At 46.0% G+C, this 22,720-nt stretch carries 11 protein-coding genes; 10 read left to right on the top strand and 1 reads right to left on the bottom strand.

What is annotated here, in order from left to right; all coding sequences use genetic code 11:
- Positions 1-64: 64 nt before the first annotated feature.
- The 10 genes from IV55_RS02645 to dtd all read left to right on the top strand — a co-directional run bounded on the left by IV55_RS02645 (position 65) and on the right by dtd (position 21,384).
- On the top strand, positions 65-12,028 hold the full coding sequence (locus IV55_RS02645) for an MBG domain-containing protein (protein WP_057809062.1): 11,964 nt from the start codon (positions 65-67) through the stop codon (positions 12,026-12,028).
- Between the two features lie 14 nt (positions 12,029-12,042).
- Complete coding sequence (locus IV55_RS02640; protein WP_057809060.1) at positions 12,043-12,282, top strand: hypothetical protein; 240 nt, start codon at positions 12,043-12,045, stop codon at positions 12,280-12,282.
- A gap of 230 nt (positions 12,283-12,512) precedes the next feature.
- Positions 12,513-14,354 (top strand): translation elongation factor 4, encoded by a 1,842-nt coding sequence (gene lepA, locus IV55_RS02635; RefSeq protein WP_057809057.1) that lies wholly within the window; start codon positions 12,513-12,515, stop codon positions 14,352-14,354.
- An 18-nt stretch (positions 14,355-14,372) separates the two neighbouring features.
- A complete protein-coding gene (locus tag IV55_RS02630; protein WP_225425818.1) occupies positions 14,373-14,708 on the top strand; it encodes a hypothetical protein in 336 nt (111 codons plus the stop codon).
- A 255-nt stretch (positions 14,709-14,963) separates the two neighbouring features.
- Positions 14,964-16,007 (top strand): zinc-binding alcohol dehydrogenase family protein, encoded by a 1,044-nt coding sequence (locus IV55_RS02625; protein WP_057809053.1) that lies wholly within the window; start codon positions 14,964-14,966, stop codon positions 16,005-16,007.
- Position 16,008: 1 nt separating this feature from the next.
- On the top strand, positions 16,009-16,959 hold the full coding sequence (gene prmA / locus IV55_RS02620) for a 50S ribosomal protein L11 methyltransferase (RefSeq protein WP_057809051.1): 951 nt from the start codon (positions 16,009-16,011) through the stop codon (positions 16,957-16,959).
- Entirely contained in the window at positions 16,959-17,720 is a 762-nt protein-coding gene (locus tag IV55_RS02615; RefSeq protein ID WP_057809049.1) for an RsmE family RNA methyltransferase, read from the top strand. Before prmA ends, IV55_RS02615 begins: the two co-directional genes overlap by 1 nt.
- Before the next feature lie 101 nt (positions 17,721-17,821).
- A complete protein-coding gene (locus IV55_RS02610) occupies positions 17,822-18,208 on the top strand; it encodes a hypothetical protein (protein ID WP_057809047.1) in 387 nt (128 codons plus the stop codon).
- A 486-nt stretch (positions 18,209-18,694) separates the two neighbouring features.
- The gene (locus IV55_RS02605) at positions 18,695-20,935 is read left to right on the top strand and encodes a RelA/SpoT family protein (protein WP_057809045.1); all 2,241 of its coding nucleotides are present in this window, start codon (positions 18,695-18,697) and stop codon (positions 20,933-20,935) included.
- Positions 20,936-20,949: 14 nt separating this feature from the next.
- Entirely contained in the window at positions 20,950-21,384 is a 435-nt protein-coding gene (gene dtd / locus IV55_RS02600; RefSeq protein ID WP_057809043.1) for a D-aminoacyl-tRNA deacylase, read from the top strand.
- Positions 21,385-21,542: 158 nt separating this feature from the next.
- Here the strand turns inward: dtd and IV55_RS02595 are convergent, their stop codons facing one another.
- Positions 21,543-22,427, bottom strand: coding sequence for an N-acetylmuramoyl-L-alanine amidase family protein (locus tag IV55_RS02595; protein WP_057809041.1), 885 nt, complete (start codon positions 22,425-22,427; stop codon positions 21,543-21,545).
- Positions 22,428-22,720: the final 293 nt, after the last annotated feature.

Below are 22,720 nucleotides of genomic sequence, written 5' to 3'. Positions count from 1 at the left end.
GGCACACATAATATAAATCATCAAAAAATAATTAATCAGTATTGTGAAGAGCAGGAGGGGTATTGTGAAGCGTTATAAATATGATGAAGTGAGTGACATGGCGCCAGATAAAACCCACTTTAAAATGTACAAAGCAGGGAAACAATGGTTGGTCGCAGGGCTATCCTCAATGACTGTTTTACTTGGGGGCTTAGGGCTATTTAGTCATGACACAGCCTTTGCGGATACCACTGAACCGACCACCAATAATCAAGACAGTGGTGCAGGTCAAACCATTACTGAACAAACCCATGTCTTGACGGCTGTTTCTGAAGCTAGCCAAGCTGCCAGTCAGGCAACTAGTGCAAAGACTGTGACCAGTGTGGCTGCAGTTAGTGCTGCAACACCTAGTTCACTGGCAGAAACAACGGCTCTAAGCGCTGCTAGTCAGGCCAATAGTGCACAATCGCAAGCACCCGTTATTAGTAACGCGGCTGTTACGGCTACCTCTGCTGTTGCACCAGATGCACAGGCAGAAGCTGCGACATTGGCAACCGTTGAACCAGAGCTACAACAACTTGAAGGTCGGGCAACCTCTGCCGTTCAGGCAATTCAAGAAGTTGCAGCTAAGGACCAACAACAAGCTGCGGCCAGTGATACCGATACGGTTGTTCCCGATGGCGCGATGGATGCTTTACAAACCCATGCTGTTCAAGAAACTAGCGATTTAGCGAATGCAGCTAGCCTAGTTCGTCAAGCGACTGCGAGTCAAAATTTAGCGAGTGCACAGCTACACCTGAGCACCGTGGCGAATATTACCAATAATTTGGTGGCTGAATTGACTGTGGCACAGCAGCTCTATGTGGAAGACCAAAAAGGTGTTTCCAATCGTTTAGTTGGTCAGTCACAGACAGCGTTGAACCAACTTGTTTTAGGTAGCAACAGTCATGCTTTTGTTGACGCCTACGGTGATTTAGTTATCAGCACTGCCGATGAGAGTAACTATCAGACGTTGCTCAAGCAAATTAATGGCCGTGGACTGATGGCTTCATTTAGAGCCGTGGTTGACCCAAGTACGTATAATGACGGGACCGGCTCGATATCTCCGGCTGCTGTATTATCTTCTGCTAGAATTGCTGCAAATGGTGTTTTACAGCAGGCTGGAATCACTGACATAAAAGCGGATTTGAGTAAATCTACGGCCCCGATATTTGGATCTTCTAATGTGACTTTTTATAATTTAGTGTTACCGTACGCACTGAATTTGCAGAAAGTTTACAACAATTCACAAAGCACGGCTCAAGAGATTATTAATGCAACGAATTTATTTGCTGCTGCCGTGAATATGCAGGCCGTTTTGACCAATGATTCCTTTAGCAATGGTAGCGATCAGTCTTCAACGAATAGTGATCCGAATAAAGCTAAGGTTCAGTCAAAGGCGATGATTGTTAACGTTGATATGCATGGTAACCCATTGATGGTGATTGCTGATGATAATAACGGTGTTTCAGCCGGAGCAATTATCAATCCAGCTGGGAATATGGTTAATCCAGTAACGGGTCAAGTTCAGAATGCAAGCTTCGAGACTAACGCTGGGGATGCATCGTGGAGTCAAGATGGTACCGCTGAATACGGTAAGGTCGGTGATGTAATTCCAAACACCACTGTCGGATTGAAAATTCCTGGCTACACTTTTGATCACACCGAATACTCAACAGGTAGTAATAAGTTTGTTTCACTAGTTGGCGGGCAAACGATGCAAGTTGTTTATAACTACTGGCGGTTTAACGGCGATAGTGTCAAACCAACGACTACTGCGTTGAAGGCAACGATCGGGAATGTTACGCGTGATTATGATGGTACTGATGGCTTTACATTACCAAGCGTGACGCTTAGTGGTTTGACCGGTGTTAAAGTGCCAACTAACTTTGCGAGTGGTGACTTTAACTGGGGCGGAGCTACTGCCAACGTTGGGACGCATACACTGACGCTTAGTGATAGTGGTCTTAAGAAAATCACTGACCTAAACCCGAATACGACGCTTGCACTAAGCGATGTTACAGCGGGGAAAGTGACCGTTAACCCAGTTAAGTTAACAGCCAAGATTGGCGATTTAAGTAAGACATATGATGCTAAAGGCAATACCGCAATTCCATCGGTGACATTGAGTGGGGTTGCTGGTTTGACACAGCCAACATTTGCATGGTCAGACTTTGAATTGTTTGATTCTAGTACTAAAGCAACTGAACCAAATAATAGTTCTGATGCAGGTCCTTACAGTATTCGTTTGAGTGCAGCTGGTCTTGCTAAAGTGGTTACTGCTAATCCGAATGCGACGTTAACAGCTGATAAAGTGACCGGTGGAACGTTGACCATTGCTAAAGCAACGATTACCGTTACGATGGACGATGCCTCAAAGAACGCTGGTGATCCAGACCCAGTCTTCACAAAAACTTTTACTGGTGTTCCGACCGGTGCCCCAGAGCCAGTCTTTAAACCTGCAACCGTAACCGGTGGTGGTGGGGTTAATACTGAAAAGCCAGGTGTGCCTGGCGTCATTTCAATCGCGTTAGATAATAGCAACCCAATTAATGCAAACTATGACTTGATAGTTATTACAGGTACCTTAACCGTTAAAGCAACGTCAATTGCTGTTGTTGCTGGTGGGAAGACTTACGATAATGATCCAAGTACAGATCCAACAGTGTTTAGCGTGACTGCACCGCCTGCTTATGGTATGACAATGCCGACTTGGGAAGCTAGCGACTTTGATACCAGCGGTATTACGAGTCAAGATGTCGGGAATTATACTGTAAAGTTATCTGATGCTGGTGTTAAAAAGCTAGCTAACGCCAACCCTGACTATGGAATTACTGCTGACAATGTTCAGTCTGGTATTTTCAATATTAGTCAGGCAAAAATTACGCTGACAATTCCAGATCAACAGAAGATATATAAACAGCCAGATCCTGTCCATTTCATCGTGAACTATGTCAAACCTGCTATGGGGCCAGATGTTGAATATACTGATGGTCGTGATGGTGGTGATGATGTTAATGGTGGAAAAGCTTACCAGATAAAAGCTGCTGGGAAAAAGGGCGCTAATGCTAACTATAACGTGATTCCCGCAACTGGTAATTTCTACATTTTACCATTGGCATTGAGCGCAACTGTGTCAGATTTGACCAAAGACGCTGATGGTACTACGGACTTTTCGACGATGCCAACGGTTACTTTATCAGCCGGGCAAACGACGCCTGGGTTGGTAAAGGGCGACTTTAATTGGGATCAGGTTAAGCCTGCTGCTGGAACGTACAGTGTTACATTAAGTGATGCTGGTATCACTAAAATCAAGGGCTGGGTTCGTGAAGACTACGATTTAAAGCTTGCTAATGTAACTGCTGGGAAAGTGACGATTAAGCCAGTTGTCGCACCAAAGGCACAATTGACCATTAGCATCCCCCAAATCAACAAAACCTATGATGGTACGATTCCGACTATTAATCCAACGATTACAGTAACGGACGTTAATGGGAAGACCATGTCAGTACCAACTGATTTAGCTGCTAGCGACTTTGATTTAAGCGCAGTTAAGGCTGATGCGGGTACGTACACAATTTCTTTGAAGTCATCTGGCCAGACGAAGGTTCAAAATGCGAATGCTAATAGCAACATTGCCACGGTGAATACCGGTTCTGTTGTGGTCAACAAAGCAAACGTCACATTGACGATTGCACCAAATCAAACTAAGACGTTTAACCAAACTGACTTTTCGTTGCAAGTAACAGATAACAAACCAGCTAACGGTGTCAAAGTTAACTGGACGGCTACAGGATTAGATCAGGCGACTACCGTTAATGGTGGCAGCCCTTACACAATTTCCGTTGCTGGTGTCGCTAACGGAAATCCAAACTATAACGTGACTGGTGCAACTGGTTCAATTACCGTGACACCATTAGCAATCAAAGCAACGGTCGGTAGTAATGCAGCTAAAGTTGCGGATGGGAATAAGACGTTTACGCAGATGCCAACGGTTACATTGAGTAACGGACTCACAGCACCGTCAACCCTCACAGTTAGTGACTTTGACTGGAGTAAGGTACAAGCTGCTGCCGGTTCCTACGACGTCACTCTGTTACAAACTGGAATTAATAAAATCAATACTGCTGTTGGCGGTAATTACACGTTAGCCTTGGCAAATGTGACCAAGGGAACAGCAACAGTTACGCCAGCACCTGAAAAGACACAATTAACGGTGACCATTATAACAACACCAAAGGCTTATGATGGCAAACCGACGATTACATTACCAACTGTTACAGTAGTTGACGCCGCTAATAAGGCGATGATCGTACCAACGTTAACGATGGACAGCTTTGATTTAAGTGCTGTTAAGGCTGATGCCGGTACGTATGCGGTTAAGTTATCATTGACTGGTCGGCAGACAATTATTGCGGCAAACGCAAACAGTGTGATCAAAGCTGCTGGCGACACAACAGTCACAGTGACACCGTTAGCAATCAAGGCAACTGTCGGTAATAACGTGACCAAAGTTGCCGATGGAACTAAGACGTTCACTGAGCTACCAGCTGTTACATTATCAAATGGTTTAACTGCACCTGGGTTACAAAATGCCGACTTCGACTGGAGCGGTGTAACGGCTGCCACGCAAGGTACTTATAACGTAACGTTGAACGATTCTGGTTTAACCAAGATCAATAAAGCTATCGGTGGTAATTATCATTTAACCTTGACCGATGTAGCGGCAGGTAAGGCGACAATTTCTGCTAAACCAATCGATACAGTTAAATTAACGGTGACGATTAAACCCGTCACTAAGGATTATGATGGCAAGACGGCCATTAAGACACCAACGGTTACGGTCGTTGATGCAAATGGTCAAAAGATGTCAGCACCACTTCTCACAAATGATGACTTTGATTTGACAGGTGTCGGAGCAAACGCTGGCACGTACAGCATTACCCTAAGGGATACTGGACGCACGAAGATCTTAGCCAACAACGCGAATAGTGTCATTGCAAATACGCAACCAATTACAGGCAGTGTTGTCGTAAATGCACTAGCAATCAAGGCAACGGTTGGTAGTAATGCATCTAAAATTGCGGACGGCACGACCACATTTACGCAGGTACCAACGGTTACGTTGAGTAATGGACTTATAGCACCATCAACTCTCACAGTCGATGACTTTGATTGGAGCAAGGTGCAAGCTGCTGTCGGTCCTTACGACGTTACTTTGAACCAAGGTGGTATTGATAAAATCAATACCGCAGTTGGCGGCAATTACACGTTGATCTTGGCAAATGTAACCAAAGGTACTGCGACGATTACAGCGGTTCCTGTGAAGACATTACAAGTAACGATTCAGGCACCTGATAAGACTTACGATGGTACAACAACGATTGCCGTTCCAACGGTTACGGTCAGCGATGCTGCTAAAGACACACTGATCGCACCGAAATTGACGCTAGCTGATTTTGATTTATCGAATGTGAAAGCAGATGCAGGCACTTACAGTATTTCTTTGAAGACAAGCGGTAAAGATAAGATCACTAATGCCAATGTGAATACCAAGATTACCGGTGACGTCACTGGCAATATCAAGATTAACCAAGCCACGGTAACTTTGAAGATTGACGATCAACACAAGTTATTTAATCAAACTGATTTCAAACTCGTTGTTACTGATGACAAGCCACAAGCTGGGGTAGCGGTTAACTATACGACGACCGGTGATGATGCAAATGCGGTCAACGGAGGCAAAGCCTACACGGTTACGGCCGATGGTACGACTAATCCGAACTACATCGTCAAGAGCGCAACCGGTAAACTGTTTGTTGATCCAATTAAGATCACGGCGACGCTTGGTCAAGTGACTAAGTTTGCAGATGGCAACATCGACTTTAAGGATGTCCCAACAGTGACCTTGTCAGATGGTCAAACAGTAGGCACGCTACCAAAGGCTGACTTTGACTGGCGCAACGTAAAACCTGCCGCCGGTTCTTATGACGTAACGCTAAATGGTGCCGGAATCGCTGCTGTTAATACTGCGGTTGGTGATAACTACTTGCTAACGGCTGCTAACGTTAAAGCAGGTAAGGCAACCATCAATGACGAAGCAAAATTAGCGGTCACCATGACTGATCTTTCAAAGACGTATGACGGCTCAACAACCTTTAGTGACCTTCCCAAGGTTACTGTTAAGGATGCCACTGGCAAAACGATGGTGACGCCTACGTTAACCAATGCTGATTTTGATATGACAGCGATTAAAGCTGACGCTGGCACATATACGATCAGTTTGAACGGTGCTGGACGTGCTGCCATTGAAGTAGCTAATCCAAACACGCAAGTAGATGCTGGCGCGATCACTAGCACGGCTAAGATTAGTCAGGCGACATTGAAAATCACTTTGAAGACAGACGGTAACAAGCTCGCCAATGCCGCTGACCCTGATTTCACGACTTATGTTTCTGATAACTGGAATGGTCAAGGAAACAAACCGGTTTACGTGGTCACACGTAATGATGCTGCTAACAATGCGGTCGGTTCTTACACGATTACAGCTGCTTTAGATGCTGCCAGTGCAAAGAACTATCAAATCGATGCAACTTCAACAACCTCAGCGCCGTTCACGATTAAAGCTGTCCCTGCGACACCAGTTAACGTCACCGTCGGAACTACGACTAAGACGTATGACGGCACAACTGATGGCTTTACGATACCAACAGTAACGTTGGCAGATGGCCGTGTTGCGACTGGTTTAACGCTAACTGACTTTGATTGGTCAGGAGTGAAAGCAGATGCCGGTAGCTATAACATCACCTTAAAGGACGCTGGTAAGCAACAAATCGAAGGCCAATTTGCCAACATCAAAGTGGCTGATGTAACGACTGGTTCAGCAGTGGTCAAGCAAGCAACTCTGGCGGTTAGCGTCAAAGCAGATAGTAAGCTTACCAACCAAGCTGATCCAGACTTTAGCAAGGATGTTTCAGATAACTGGAATGGTAAGGGGACCAAGCCAACCTATGTTGTTAGCCGTAACGATGCGAAGAACAATGCAGTTGGTAGTTATATGATTACAGCAACCCTTGATGCCGCTAGTGCGAAGAACTATCTGATTGATCCGGTCAAACCAGCAACGGCAGCCTTTATCATTAAGGATGTTCCAGTAACGGATATTGATTTAACACTTGGTCAGATTAGCAAAACCTATGATGGCGCAGTTCAAACAGGTTTCACAGCAATGCCAGTGGTTACTTTGGCAGATGGTCGTGTTGCAACTGGCCTAACAGCAGCTGACTTTGATTGGTCAGCCGTTAAAGCTGATGCTGGAACCTACACCATTACTTTAAATGACGCAGGTAAAGCCAACGTTGAAAAACAATTTGCTAATACCAAGGTCGCACAAATTAAGGCTGGAACGGTCGGCATTGATAAGGCGAAGTTGACTGCTACTGTGGCGTCTTCGCAGAAAGTCACCAATGAAGCAGACCCTGATTTTACCGGGGCTGTGACCGATAACTGGAATCAAAAGGGATCAAAACCTTCCTATATGATTACGCGCAGTGATGCAAGTAATAATACGGTTGGCAAATACACCTTGACGGCTGTGCTAGATGCCGCTAGTGCTAAGAACTATATTGCAGATGTGACATCTGGAACATTCGCGATTTTGCCACAAGCAGTTACTGCTTCATTGGGCAAGGTCACGAAGACTTATGATGGCACACAGACATTTAAGAATGTTCCTTCAGTGATGTTAAGTAACGGCGTCATCGTCAGTGGATTACCTGCTGCTGACTTTGACTGGACTGCAGTTAAAGCAGACGCTGGTGCGTACAAGGTTTCATTGAACGATGCCGGGAAACAACAGATCGTTAAGCAGTATCCGAATGTGACGATTGCAAGTGCCACAGATGGTATCGCAACGATTTCCAAAGCGAACGTTGCTATTTCATTGAAAGATGGTAGCAAGGTTTACGGTGATAAAAACGTTGAAAACTTGAGTCAATATGCAACAACTGACTGGTCAGATAAGGCAACGCAGCCAACCCTGTCAGTCACACGAGACGCTGGTGAAGATGCTGGTACCTATGTGATGACGGCAAGCTTATCAGCGGACAGTGCCAAAAACTTTACTGCTGCCGATCAAAAAGCAAAATTTGTGATCAGTCCAGTTGGTGTGACAGCCACTGTGGGCAAAGTAACAAAAGTTTACGACGGCAAGACGACAGGATTTACTTTGCCAACCGTATCCTTGAGTGATGGAACGAAAGCTACTGGCTTAGACTTGGCAGACTTTGATTGGTCAAAGGTGACGCGTGCTGACGCAGGTAACTATGCAGTTACGCTGTTAGATGCTGGTAAGCAAAAGCTAGCTGGGAATCATGTTGTTGCGACTGTAATCGCCGGCTTAGCAACGATTACTAAGGCACCTGTCTCCATCATAGTAAAGGGTGATAGCAAACTTGTTGGTCAAAGCGATCCAGATCTACAACAAGACATTATCGATAATAGTTGGACCAACACCACGGTTAAACCAGTGATCAACGTTACCCGTGCTGCTGGCGAAAATGCTGGGAGTTACGCTTTGAGCGCTAAGCTAGATGCTGACAGCGACAAGAATTACACGTTGACTGCCAATACGAATGCCACCTTTGTGATCAAGCCAGTCGCAGTTACCGCAACAGTTGAACCAATCAGTAAAGATTACGACGGAACAAACGCCTTTACGACTGTGCCAACCGTGACATTAGCTACAGGCTACGTCGTACCAACGCTGTCAGCTGCTGATTTTGACTGGTCACAAGTTGGCACGGCTGCTGGAACGTATCAAGTTAGTTTGAATGCGACTGGGCAAAACAAGTTGCTTGAAGCTAATCATGGCAACATTACTTTAGCCAAGACACCAACGACGACAGCGACGATCAATCAAGCTACCTTTAGCATTACCTTGAAAGACGACGGTAAAGTTGCTGGTCAAACTGACCCTGATTTAAACGCCGATGTTACGAAGAACACGTGGAATGGTAAGGGTGACATGCCGGTCATTACTGTGACTCGTGTATCCGGTGAAGATGCCAAGACGTATCAAATGACTGCAGCACTTGATCAAAAGAGTGCGGTTAATTACAAGCTGACCGGAGTAACTACCGCGGACTTCACGATTAGTCCAGTTCAGTTAACAGCAACGGTTAAGACAGTTACCAAACAATACGATGGCACCAAAGACTTTAAGACTTTGCCAGCAGTTACGTTGACTGGTAATGCGAAAGTGCCAACACTAACGGCAGCTGATTTTGATTGGTCAACCGTCAACACCACGGTTGGTTCTTACAACGTCACATTAAGTGAGGCTGGTAAACAAGCCATCACTACGGCCAATAAGAACAGTCAGCTTGCGTCAGTGATTGGCGGTAAAGTAACCATTACGAAAGCGCCTGTGATGGTGACGATTGATACGCCAACTGCTAAATATGCTGACGAAGCCGATCCTCAATTTACGGCCGCTGTAACTGGTGTCCCCAGTGGTGAAACCTTTAAGCCAACGATTGTTCGGACTAATACAAGTAACCAACCTGGTAGTTATGCCTTGCAGGCCAACTTTAATGCAGCTGACTATCCAAACTACGACATCACCGTGAAACCAGCTTCACTAGTTGTGAAAGCCTTGATCGACATCACGGCGACAGCGGATGCTGCTAAGTTATCAAAGACCTACGATGGTACTGTTGCTGGCTTCCCATTGCCAACTGTTACCTTGAGTGATGGTGCGGTTATGCCAGCGTTATCAGCGGATGACTTTGACTGGTCAAACGTCAAAGCAGCTGCTGGCAGCTATACGGTTACGTTAAATCAGTCTGGACTGAACGCAATTGCTCAGGCTAATGCGCACAGTCAGGTTGCTTTGAAGACAATCGGACAAGCGGTGATTAACAAGGCTGATGTGAACGTTCAAGTGGCTAGCGCAACGAAATTTGCAGATGAAACCGATCCTGATTTTACTGCCAAGATTACTGGTGTGCCGGCGGGTGAAACGTTTGTACCAACGATTACGCGGACTGACTCAAGTAACCAACCTGGGTCGTATGCGTTGACAGCTAACGTTGATCAATCAGCTTATCAAAACTACAACGTGACAGTTGAACCTGGTACGTTGACCGTTAAAGCACTGTTACCATTAACTGTTCAGTTAGGCGCATTATCGAAGACGTATGATGGCACGACTAACTTTGCTGATCCGACTGTCACAACGGCAATCGATATTGTAAGTGCCAAGTTAACCCATGACGATTTCGATTGGTCAGCGGTTAAGTCAGATGCTGGTCAGTACGTGATTAAGTTGAATGCTGCTGGTAAGGCAAAACTTGCCGCAGTCAATCCACATCATGATGTACGTGATGCAGCAGCGACGGTAACCATTGCCAAGGCTGATGTTTCAGTTGCCGCAGCAGATGTTACGAAATTTGTTGATGACACAACTGACCCAGATTTGACCTGGACGACCAGCGGTGTGCCAGCTGATGGCGTACCTGTGAAGGTTACAATCAGTCGACAAGCTGGTGAGACGACTGGTCAATACGCGATTAAGGTCGTTGCAGATGACAACAGCAACTACAACGTTAAAACGACAAATGGTACTTTCACCATCAAACCGTTGCAGCAGTTAGCTGTTTCCATGACACCTGTTGATAAGACTTACGACGGTTTAACGACGGCAACGATGCCAGTTGTTAGCGTTGATGGTCAAAAAGTTGCCTTGGCTGCAACAGACTTTGATTGGTCGGCAGTTAAGTCTGATGTTGGTCAGTACACAGTTTCCTTAACGGACGCTGCGCAACAGACATTGCTGGGCAAAAAATTACACACGAAGTTAGTCGGTTCGTTTGCCACAACGGTTAACGTGACGCCAGCGGCAGTTTCGATCACGCCACAAGTGGCCGCCAAAGAAATCGGCACCGCTGATCCACAATTTGAGGCAACACTTGTCGGTGTACCGCAAAATGGTCGTCAACTGAATTATCAAATCGTTCGTGAACCAGGCGAAGCTGTTGGTAAATACACATTGCGTGTGAAGGCTGCAGCTGATCAAAATGCCGATTATGTCATTACCACTGGCACAAATGAATTTACGATTACCCCGGAACCTGTTCGCCAAATTACCGCGACGGTTGGGGATGTTGCAAAGAACTATGACGGTTTGACAACTGGTTTTGATTTACCGAGTGTTAAATTGAGTGGCGATGCTGTTGTGCCAACTTTGACTGCTGAAGACTTTAACTGGTCAGGCGTTAAAGCTGATGCTGGCAAGTACGCGGTTTCTCTGAGTGATGCTGGTATTAAGGCAATTACTGCCGCTAACAAGAACATTAACTTACAAGTTAGTGCAGGCACTGCAACGGTTACACCAGTTAAAGTGAGTGTCACTGCTAATGACGTTGAGATGACGGCTGGCGATGCAGAGCCAACGTTGACGGCAACTGTTTTGGGGCAACCTGATGCTGGTGTTGCACCGGTATATACGTTGACGCAAAGTAGCCATGGTCAGGCTGGTACGTACACGATTAAAGTTGTTGCTGATTCGGCAGCTAACGCTAACTATCTACTAGCATTAGTTGATGGCACGTTGACGGTTAAACCTGCTAAGCAGACGACACCAACCACACCAACGAAGCCAACTGACAAACCAACAGCGCCGGACAACCATTCAAGTAAACCCGTGACGCAAGATGACCAAGAAGCAAAATCGAGCGTCGACGCAACTGGCAAGACGACATCCACGACCAGTCATTTAGTTGATCAGGGTGCAGCTGCACAAGCTGGGCAAACACAGACAACTAAACTGGCAGCTAGTCAGGCTGCGACAACATCTGCTGTTGCAAAGAAGACAACCTCAACAACAGCTAATGGGCAAAAGCAATTGCCACAAACTGATGAAGAAAGTGGTTTGTTAGCTGCAATCGGTACTGGTTTGTTTGGACTACTTGGTTTAGCCGGTATTCGTAAGCGCCACGATGACAATTAGGAGGAAACTGCAGAATGAACCCAAATGCAATTGATCTAAGTGACTTTACGCTTAAAGATCAAAAGGTGATTAAGGACGATGCTAAAGAACATATCGTCCGTGCTGAATTTAATGAAGGCTTGATTGTGATCACTTCTGAAGATAAGGCCAATAATGCACTGAAACTTCATGCTAACTTTGCGTGGAAGAAAGATGGCGACAGCTGGGTTCCTAATCTAGATGAAGCTAACAAAGCATTTACCGATGTTATCTAATCGATAGGTGTCGTCTTAAATAGGCGAAAAACAGAAGGTTCGATTCATGGGTTAATCATGAGTCGAACCTTTTGTGCATAAACAGCTACTTATCAATTGTTTGTTAGCCCATTCATTGCTATAATTAGTGTTTAGAATTTCACATGAACGACGTAAAGTGCGTCTGTCAGTGACGACAGTTGATCAGCTACAGCAAGGTTGCCTTGGGTAGCTGCAAAGGAGGAATTGCCATGGATCTTGCCCAGATGCAAGAGCGGCAACGGCACATTCGAAACTTTTCGATTGTGGCCCATATTGACCACGGTAAATCGACGTTGGCCGACCGGATTTTAGAGTTGACCGATACGATTTCTAAACGCGAAATGCAGGCGCAGGTCTTAGATGACATGCCTTTGGAACGCGAACGTGGTATTACGATTAAGTTAAATGCAGTTGAGTTACACTACCATGCTAAAGATGGCGAAACGTATATTTTCCATTTGATCGATACACCAGGACACGTGGACTTCTCCTATGAAGTCTCACGGTCGCTAGCGGCCTGTGAAGGTGCGTTATTGGTGGTTGATGCAGCTCAAGGTGTGGAAGCACAAACCTTGGCAAATACGTACTTAGCGATTGATAACAACCTGGCAATTTTACCAGTCATCAACAAGATTGATTTGCCATCGGCACAGCCTGAAGTGGTACGGCAAGAGATTGAAGAAGACATCGGGATTGATGCTTCTAATGCCGTGCTAGCTAGTGCCAAAAGTGGGATTGGGATTGAAGAGATTCTGGAACAGATCGTTAAAGATGTGCCGGCACCAACCGGAGATTTAGATAAACCACTTAAGGCACTGATTTTTGACTCCATCTATGATGATTACCGTGGGGTTGTATTGAGCCTGCGTATTATGGAAGGAACCGTTCAGCCTGGTGATCACATCAAGTTGATGAATTCAGGGACTGAATACGAAGTCACTGAAGTGGGCGTCAACTCACCTAAGCCAATCAAGCGTGATGTGCTGATGGCCGGGGATGTTGGTTATATCACCGCCTCAATCAAGGATATTGGTGATACGCGAGTGGGTGACACGGTGACTAATGCCGTACACCCAACACAGACGGCTTTGCCAGGTTACCGGACCATGAATCCGATGGTGTTTGCAGGGCTGTACCCAACCGATAACGCGAAGTATAACGATTTGCGTGAGGCACTGGAAAAATTGCAGTTAAACGATGCTGCACTGGTTTTTGAACCAGAAATGTCGCAAGCGTTAGGCTCAGGATTCCGTTGTGGCTTCTTAGGAATGCTGCATATGGATGTTGTGCAAGAACGGTTGGAGCGTGAATTTAACCTTGATTTGATTACGACGGCACCGTCCGTTACCTATCATGTTGACCTAACGGATGGTAGTAAGGTGATCGTGGAAAATCCGTCTGAAATGCCGGAACCGGTCGCCATTAAAGCCATTAATGAACCTTACGTGAAAGCGACAATTATGGTGCCAAATGACTATGTTGGTGCCGTGATGGAGCTTTGTCAGCGCAAACGTGGTGACTTTGATACGATGGAATATCTTGATGATAACCGGGTGAACGTGATATACTACATCCCATTATCTGAGATCATCTTTGATTTCTTTGACCGTTTGAAGAGCAGCACGCGCGGCTATGCATCGCTTGATTACGAGCTGGATGATTATCGTCCAGGGGACCTGGTTAAGATTGATATCTTATTAAATGGTGACAAGGTTGATGCGTTGAGTTTCATTGTTGCCCGCGAGTTTTCAGCTAATCGGGGACGCGTGATCGTTGGTCGTTTAAAGAACATCATTCCACGACAAAACTTTGAGATTCCGGTACAGGCAGCGATTGGTTCAAAGGTCGTCGCTCGTTCAGATATCAAGGCTTACCGAAAGGACGTGACGGCGCACCTGTATGGTGGTGACCGCACTCGTCGAATGAAGCTGTTAGAGAAACAAAAAGTCGGGAAGAAGCGCATGAAGGCCGTCGGAATTGTGGATGTACCACAAGATGCCTTCATGGCCGTGCTTCAGACTGACGAAGAAGAAAGTCACAAGACAAAATAAAGTATGGGAGGTGAGCGTGTGCTAGCACGGACCAAGACGTTTTTAAAAGCAAACCAATTTCATTATGAAAAGACGTATATTCGGCCGATGATGGTGCCGCAACATGTCTACGTCCTCCGGTTTGGCAAGAAGAAGTTAAATAATCGTTTAATTGCGAAGTACAGTCACAGTTTACTGGGACGGTTGAAGATCGACGAGTTTGACCTACGTTTGCACGGTCAACATAACCCACGGGTCTTCCAAACGGAAAATGAGTTATTGGACTACTTGGCCAGCCACGTCTTAACAGACGAAGGCCGGGAACGGTATGAACATGTGCGCAAGTCATTACAACATGAAGAAACGCACGAATAGGGTCGGCTGAAGATAGGTTGAAGACAAAGTGATTTTGTCTTTAGCCTATTTTTGATTTGGGGATTGAAATAGTGGAAATGCGATGAAACAGTCAAGTTGCTGTGCCGACGACGCCCGACCTACCGGGTTAGGCCACCCGTGCGGTCGAGCTAGGTCGTGCTCGCAACTTAACCGGCTGTTTAATCGCTCTGTTATAATTGGCATTTACGCGACTTGTCTGGGACAATAAGGGTATTACAAAACGGAGGTGGCATGATGAAAGTTATTAGATCATTTGCTGCAAGTGGCATTGAAGACGCACCAGCGATGGTGGATGCAACCATGGCGGCACCGATTGCAGGTGTACAAGATGTTGTCGTCAACGTGGTGGCAGTGTCGGTCAATCCAGTGGACACGAAGTTGCGCCAAAATGTAACCGATCCTGCTGGTAAGGTTTTTGGTTACGATGCGGTTGGAACAATCGCACAAGTTGGCCAGGACGTAACGGACTTTAAAGTCGGCGACCGGGTGTTTTATGCTGGTACCACCAAACGCGATGGGGCTAACGCTGAACAACAAGTTGTGGATGCACGTTTGATTGCTAAGGCACCAGCCACGTTAAGCGACGCTGAGGCGGCCGCAATGCCATTAACCTCGTTGTCGGCCGGTGAAGTACTGTTTGAAAAAATGGGCTTCCTATTTGGTGAAGGTGCCAATGAAGGACGTGAACTGTTGATTGTGAACGGTGCCGGTGGCGTTGGCTCCATGGCCATTCAATTGGCTAAATGGGCTGGCTTAACGGTGACAGCAACGGCTTCACGGCCAGAAACGATTGCTTGGGTTAAACAATTAGGCGCCGATCGCGTCTTTAACCACCGTGAGGACTTGATTGCGCAAGCAAAAGCTGCTGCTGTGGATGCGTTTGATGGTATTTTGATTTTGCATTCAACGGATCAATATTTCGCTGCCGCTGCACAATTGGTAACGGCCTTTGGTCATGTGGCGTCCATTGTTGAAAATGTTTCACCACTACCAATGGGATTACTGAAAAACAAAGCGGCTAGTTTTGACTGGGAGTACATGTTTGCTAAGTCTGATTATGCTGTTGATATGGCTGGACAAGGCGTCCTGCTGGCTGATATTGCGAAGCTGGTGGATGCAGGTGTCATCAAGACAACATTGACGAAAACGTTGGCTGATGGCATCAATGCGGATTCATTACGGGCTGCCCATCAACTTGTTGAAGCAAACAAAATGATTGGTAAGGTCGTTGTGACCGGACCCTTTAACGGAAATGTGAACGACCAAGGAGATAAGTAACGTGCAGTGGACTGAAATAGCAGTAACAACAACGAATGAAGCGGTGGAAGCCGTCAGTAATATTTTGATGGAAGCCGGCGCAACGGGAACGAAAATTGACGATGCCGCTGATTTTGCCGCATTACAACCAACGTTTCCAGGTGAATTGTTAGATAAAAGTAGTGTGCCGCATCAAGAAAGCGGTGCTGTGGTGACCGCGTATTATCCAGCGACGGTGGCAATCACGGAACTTGTGCCTGATATCACGCAACGAGTGCAAATGTTGACACAGTTTGGCCTTAACATCGGTAGCGGTGCCGTTTTGACCAAACCGGTAGCCGAGACGGATTGGGCAACCGCATGGAAAAAGTATTATCATCCGGTTCGCGTGACCCGATATCTGACGGTTGTTCCTAGCTGGGAAGATTATCAACCAACTGATGACGCCGAAAAGCTACTGGTGTTAGATCCTGGCATGGCATTTGGAACAGGCACACATCCGACCACGGCACTAATGCTGCAAGCACTAGAAATGACGGTGCGCGGTGGTGAAACGATTTTAGATGTTGGTACGGGCTCAGGGGTGTTGTCAATCGCGGCAAAGCAACTAGGTGCCGGGGACATTTATGCCTATGACGTGGATCAAATTGCCGTTGATGCAGCTAAAGCGAATCTTGATTTGAATCCAATTGCGAAAGATGTTCATGTAGCGCCAAATGATTTGCTGAAAGGAATTAATCAATCAGCGGATATTATCGTCGCGAACATCCTGGCAGAAATTTTAGTACCGTTGATTCCGCAAACGTGGCCGTTGTTACCTGAACATGGGCTGTTTTTAAGCAGCGGCATTATTGCTGATAAGTATCCATTGATTCGTGACAACTTAGTCAAAACGGGCTTTAAAATTATTCAAACGCTCAAGCGCGGTGATTGGTACGGGATTATTGCTGAAAAGCCGGGGGCTGATGACTGATGCAACACTACTTTTTACCTGCGGAATGGCAGCCTGGTGAGACATTTACATTGGTGCCCGCAACCTACAAACATTTTGTACAAGTTCTGCGCGCCGAGATTGGCACGCAAGCTGAGTTTGTGACGCCCGAACATGGATTACTAGTCGCGCATGTTGCAGAACTGGATAAAGATGCTAAAAAGGCGCTGATGCAAGTGGATGAGACGATTACAAAACCTGTGGAACTACCAGTACAAGCACGCATTGTTTGTGGTGTGCCCAAAGGCGACAAGGCTGAATTAATCGTTCAAAAGGCAACCGAACTAGGCGTCCATGAAGTTGTGTTTGTTAAAACGCAATGGGCAGTGGCTGATTGGCAGAAAAAGGCGGGCAAGAAAATTGCTCGTTTGCAGGACATTGCCTTAAATGCAGCGCAGCAATCTCATCGACTGCAAGTGCCCACAATAAGTTATGCAAGCAGTTTGAGCGAGATTGCCACCATGCCGACAACTGCAGGCATCGTGGCATGGGAAGAATCTGCGAAGCAGGGTGAACAGCATCAGTTAGCAACTACTTTTGCAGGCTTGTCAGCAGGCGATACGGTCACCGCTGTGTTCGGCCCTGAAGGTGGCTTGACGCCGGCAGAAGTGACGACATTGACGGATGCAGGCTATGTTGCAGCAGGTTTAGGACCACGAATTTTGCGAACGGAAACGGCGCCATTTTACTTTTTGGGTGCGCTTTCGTACGCATTAGAATTGCAGCCGTCCTTTGGTGAATAGTTAAAAAAAGTTAAGGTGACCAAAATAATCGTGACGCTGGTCGTTAAATTGGCTATAATTGACCGCATAATTAAATTTTGATGAAAAGGCGTGGCGATAACATGACATTTTTGAAAACACTCACCGGTTGGTGGTTATGGTTACTTGGCTTGTTCTTCGGTGCACTGTTGCCATGGATTGCCAACATGAGCAGTATGACGGTGTATCACAAAATTTTATGGGTTTTACTGATTATCAACGGCCTGTATGCGGCAATCAGTGGTCGGATAATTGGCAAAGAGGGTACGGGTGCTTGGCGATTACTGGTTTTCCCACTTGTCTTTGCGGTCGCAACGTTTTTACTGCGTGATGTTGCCCATCAATACGCCTATTATTTAGCCATCGGTTATCTATGTGTGAGTTACTTTGCTTACGGCCGGCAAGTTGGTTTAGCTGGTGAGCAACGTGGCACGAAGCAGTCGATTGTGGGTAAGAAAACGGCTGTGTAGTTGTTGTATCCGAAATTTGAGTAGTGTTACTAAACTAACGTCAAATTAAATACGTGCACAAAAATGTAAACCGACCATAGACCAGCTGAAGTAGTTAGCTGATCTATGGTCGGTTTTTTTCGTTGCTGATTACGTACATGGTTGAGGTTTATATCTCTATTCAGTCACCACGAATGTTACTTTACTTAACTGTTGTCGGTTCTTGCGTCGTTGACTGCGCGTGAACTTCGCACAGTCAACGCACTCCACCAACGCCAAGCCATTAGTGACAGAGGCCAGATGTAACACCGTTAGCGAAGGGCTGCGAAGAATTCGCAAAGCCCGTAGCGGTAAGGTGTCACATCTGGCCGACGGTGAGCGGAGCGAACTCACTAATGACTTGGCGTTGGTGGACACCGCTCCCTTGTTGTATAAGTCGGGACTATTGTTTAATTTATGTTTTCGGTTACAATAAAGTATCATAAAAGATTAATGAGGGGTGAGACGATGTCAAAGGAACACATTTGGACCGCCGATGAAGTGATGCACCAAGTTGGCACATACATGAATGCTGAACACGTGGCAAAAGTCCAAGAGGCTTATGACTTTGCTGCGCGTGTTCACGCGGAGCAAAAGCGTCAGTCTGGTGAACCTTACATTATGCACCCGATTCAAGTTGCGGCTATTTTGGCGGACTTGAAAATGGATCCAGAGACGGTTTCGGCTGGCTTTTTACATGATGTTGTTGAAGATACGGTGGCAACGCTTGATGATTTGCGCGATGAATTCGGTGATGACGTTGCTGAGATCGTCGATGGTGTCACCAAAATTGGGAAGATTAAATATCGTTCTAATAAGGAACAATTGGCTGAAAACCATCGTAAGCTACTGTTAGCTATGTCCCATGATATTCGGGTCATCATTGTGAAGCTGGCTGACCGGCTGCATAACATGCGCACATTGCAGCATTTGCGTCCTGATAAACAGCGGCGCATTGCCAATGAAACGCTTGAAATTTATGCACCGTTGGCTGACCGTTTAGGGATTAGCACCATTAAATGGGAGCTAGAGGATTTAAGTCTTCGTTATTTGAACCCAGAACAGTACTACCGCATCGTTCATTTAATGAACTCCAAGCGGAATCAACGGATTGAGATTATTAATGAAGCAATTGCTGATTTGAAGCAAGCAATTAGCGATCTCGATATTGAAACAGAAGTGTACGGACGGCCGAAGCACCTGTATTCTGTGTACCGGAAAATGGTTGATAAGCATAAGCAGTTTGACCAGATTTATGACTTGCTGGCGATTCGGGTCATCGTCAAGTCGATTCGGGATTGTTATGCCGTATTAGGAGCCATTCATACGCACTGGACCCCAATGCCCGGGCGGTTTAAGGACTATATTGCCATGCCTAAGGCAAACATGTACCAATCGCTGCATACAACAGTTATTGGACCTGAAGGGAAGCCTTTGGAGATTCAGATTCGGACGGAAGAAATGCATCGTGTCGCCGAATTTGGGGTTGCTGCCCACTGGGCTTATAAAGAAGGCCAAACCGGTGAGGTTGAAGAAACCAGTAATGGGGATCGGCTGAATTGGTTCAAACAGATTATCGAACTCCAGAATAACGCAACCAATGCCGATGACTTTATGGAAGGCGTTAAGGGCGATTTATTCACGGATTCTGTCTATGCATTTACACCTAAGGGCGATGTGCTCGAATTGCCTAAAGGCGCAGGCCCATTGGATATGGCGTACATTATCCATACCCAAGTGGGGAACCACACCACAGGAGCCAAGGTAAATGGCAAGATTGTGCCGCTTGATTCTGAAATCAAGACGGGTGATATCGTTGACATCATGACGTCGCAGAACTCCAGCGGCCCTAGTCGTGACTGGGTTAACCTGGTTCACACGCGTCGTGCTCGGAATAAGATCAAGCAGTATTTCAGAAAGCTTGATCGAGACGATAACATTGATGCCGGTAAAGATATTCTGGTTCATCAGCTGCATGAATTGAATTTTGATCCGAAGGAAATTTTAACGGATGCAAATATTGAAAATGTTGCTGAACGTATGAATTACCGTTCGGCCGATGACTTGTTGTCGGCAATTGGCTTTGGTGATGCGGCACCAATGGGCGTTGCGAACCGGTTGACCTCAGAAAAACGGGCAGCAAAAGAAGCTGAACGCCAAGCAGAGGCTGAACGTGAAATTTTGTCCGAGAATGGTGATAAACAAGACGAACCACAAGATGCGGCAACAGCGAAGGAAAACGCCAAACGGTCGTCTTCTGACGGGGTCATTATTGAAGGTGTCGACAACTTACTCGTTCGCTTGAGTCATTGTTGTTCACCAGTTCCAGGTGATGAAATCGTTGGTTACATTACCAAAGGTCGTGGTGTCTCAGTACACCGGAAAAATTGTCCTAACGTTCGTGCTGCCGAGGAACATGGTGAGCGGATCGTTGATGTCGAATGGGACGATCCTGAAAATAACCACACAAACTACAATGCCGATATTGAAGTGCGTGGGTATAATCGCAACGGCATGTTAAATGATGTTTTGCGGATGATTAACAACACCACTAAGAATCTTTCGTCTGTGACTGGTAAGGTTGATCATAATAAGATGGTCGTTATTTCAGCGACGATTGGTGTTCGTAACATGGAAGTGCTAGATCACATTATGGATAATTTGAAGAATGTGCCAGATGTTTATGAAGTGCTCCGGGCCATTCATTAGTTGGAGGATAGGTCATGCGTGTTTTATTACAACGAGTCAAGCAAGCTAGTGTGACCATTGAGCAACAAGTTGTTGGTGAAATTGATGATGGATTGTTGCTACTAGTTGGCATTGGACCTGATGATAACGAAGAAACGGTCGCTAAATTAGCGAAGAAAGTGTTGAACTGTCGAATCTTTAGTGACGAAGATGGCAAGATGAATCGCAGTGTCATTGACATCTCTGGACAGATTTTATCAGTCTCACAATTCACGCTTTATGCAGATACCAAAAAGGGAAATCGTCCCGGATTCAGTAATGCGGCAGCACCGGATCTTGCTAAACCACTATGGGAACATTTCAATAGGCTGTTAGCTGAGCAGGTTCCTGTGGCAACCGGTGAATTTGGTGCGGATATGCAGGTAGCATTGGTGAATGATGGACCAGTGACGCTGTGGTTTGAAGCTTAATGAGCGGTCAACGGCGACTGGAAGTTTGAATCACGTTTTCGTAGTTTAACAAGTATCAAAAAGGGTCTGGGACATTATGTCCACAGACCCTTTGTTGTCTTCTCAGTTTCAATAGCGGAAACGTGCGCCAAAAGTTAAGCCGTTCTAGGCCTTGCTCGCTACTTCCCGACTTTTGTTCCACTCTCGTCTTCTGCGAAGTAATTGTTTAATCCTTTAGTGACAGAATTTGCAACGCGTAATGGATAAGTAACGCCACTGATTGTTTTAAAATCATGACTGTCGTTGATGTAACCCATTTCCAAAAGGACTGCCGGACGTTGGTTATCTCGAATCACTTGGAAGTTACCGAACTCAATGCCTTTATTTGGCATCGGATAATTGTTCAGCTGCTTGTTTAATGACGTGGCTAAACCATAGGAAAGTTCTTTGTGATAATAATACGTGGTTAAACCAGACGACTGATTTTGTTCAGGTGAGGAGTCGAAGTGAATGCTGACAAAAGCATCGGCATCGATTTTGTTGGCCAACGCAGGTCGTGGTGCTAGGCCTACATAGGTATCATCATCGCGCGTCATTAGCACATGGGCACCATGCGCACGCAAATCAGCCGCGATGGCCTTGGTCACTTTTAACGTGTAGGTCTTTTCCATCTGACTTGGCTTGGTGGCGTCCAATGTGTGCAAGGCACCGGAATCATTACCGCCATGACCAGGGTCTAACACAATGGTGGCTTCTGATAGGTTCGTGGCGCGCTTTAAATTGGTTCGACGATTAACAAGCCAGCTGGCGACCCAACCGGTGTGTTCGTCATCATAACGTACGTGATACCACAGGTTCTTTTCGCCAATCTTAACCAGACGACTATTTAATTTTGCTTTATGCACGGTTTTTGACCGTAGCGTTGGCGCTGAGCGAATGTTCAATTGATCGACACTCACCTTGACGGTTTGTTCGCGGGTCAGCATGAACATCAAAATGCCCAGGGTCACCGTGACCGCGATGGTGATGATCAGTTGCAGCCAACGATGTTGCAAAAATTTCATCAATGCGTAATCCTTCTTAATAGTAAAGTAAGTCAATTATAGCAAACTAATTGAGTTCCAGTTGGGAAAATACCTGTTTCACCTTGACATATGGGGAAATCTAAACTAAGTTTTAAACACACACTAACAAAATAACAGCCAATGATGAAAGATTAGTAGTTACGTAATTGAGCACAGCGAGCAAGTGGTCGGTGGAAACTTGCGTCAAGAACGAACGAAGACACTTTCTAGGTGGATGAAAATCCCGTCGCAAATGACGTTACCCCTGAGAAACAAACAAGGTGGTACCGTGC

Origin of the sequence: Furfurilactobacillus siliginis, assembly GCF_001437435.1 — a bacterium.
Classification (GTDB): domain Bacteria; phylum Bacillota; class Bacilli; order Lactobacillales; family Lactobacillaceae; genus Furfurilactobacillus; species Furfurilactobacillus siliginis.
This window is presented reverse-complemented; position numbering and strand designations above follow the sequence as displayed.

Excerpts from the sequence above, each read along its gene's own strand:
- IV55_RS02615 (WP_057809049.1), top strand. The coding sequence starts at position 16,959 with ATGCAACACTACTTTTTACCTGCGGAATGGCAGCCTGGTGAGACATTT.
- IV55_RS02605 (WP_057809045.1), top strand. The coding sequence starts at position 18,695 with ATGTCAAAGGAACACATTTGGACCGCCGATGAAGTGATGCACCAAGTT.
- lepA (WP_057809057.1), top strand. The coding sequence starts at position 12,513 with ATGGATCTTGCCCAGATGCAAGAGCGGCAACGGCACATTCGAAACTTT.
- IV55_RS02625 (WP_057809053.1), top strand. The coding sequence starts at position 14,964 with ATGAAAGTTATTAGATCATTTGCTGCAAGTGGCATTGAAGACGCACCA.
- IV55_RS02595 (WP_057809041.1), bottom strand. The coding sequence starts at position 22,427 with ATGAAATTTTTGCAACATCGTTGGCTGCAACTGATCATCACCATCGCG.
- IV55_RS02610 (WP_057809047.1), top strand. The coding sequence starts at position 17,822 with ATGACATTTTTGAAAACACTCACCGGTTGGTGGTTATGGTTACTTGGC.
- IV55_RS02640 (WP_057809060.1), top strand. The coding sequence starts at position 12,043 with ATGAACCCAAATGCAATTGATCTAAGTGACTTTACGCTTAAAGATCAA.
- dtd (WP_057809043.1), top strand. The coding sequence starts at position 20,950 with ATGCGTGTTTTATTACAACGAGTCAAGCAAGCTAGTGTGACCATTGAG.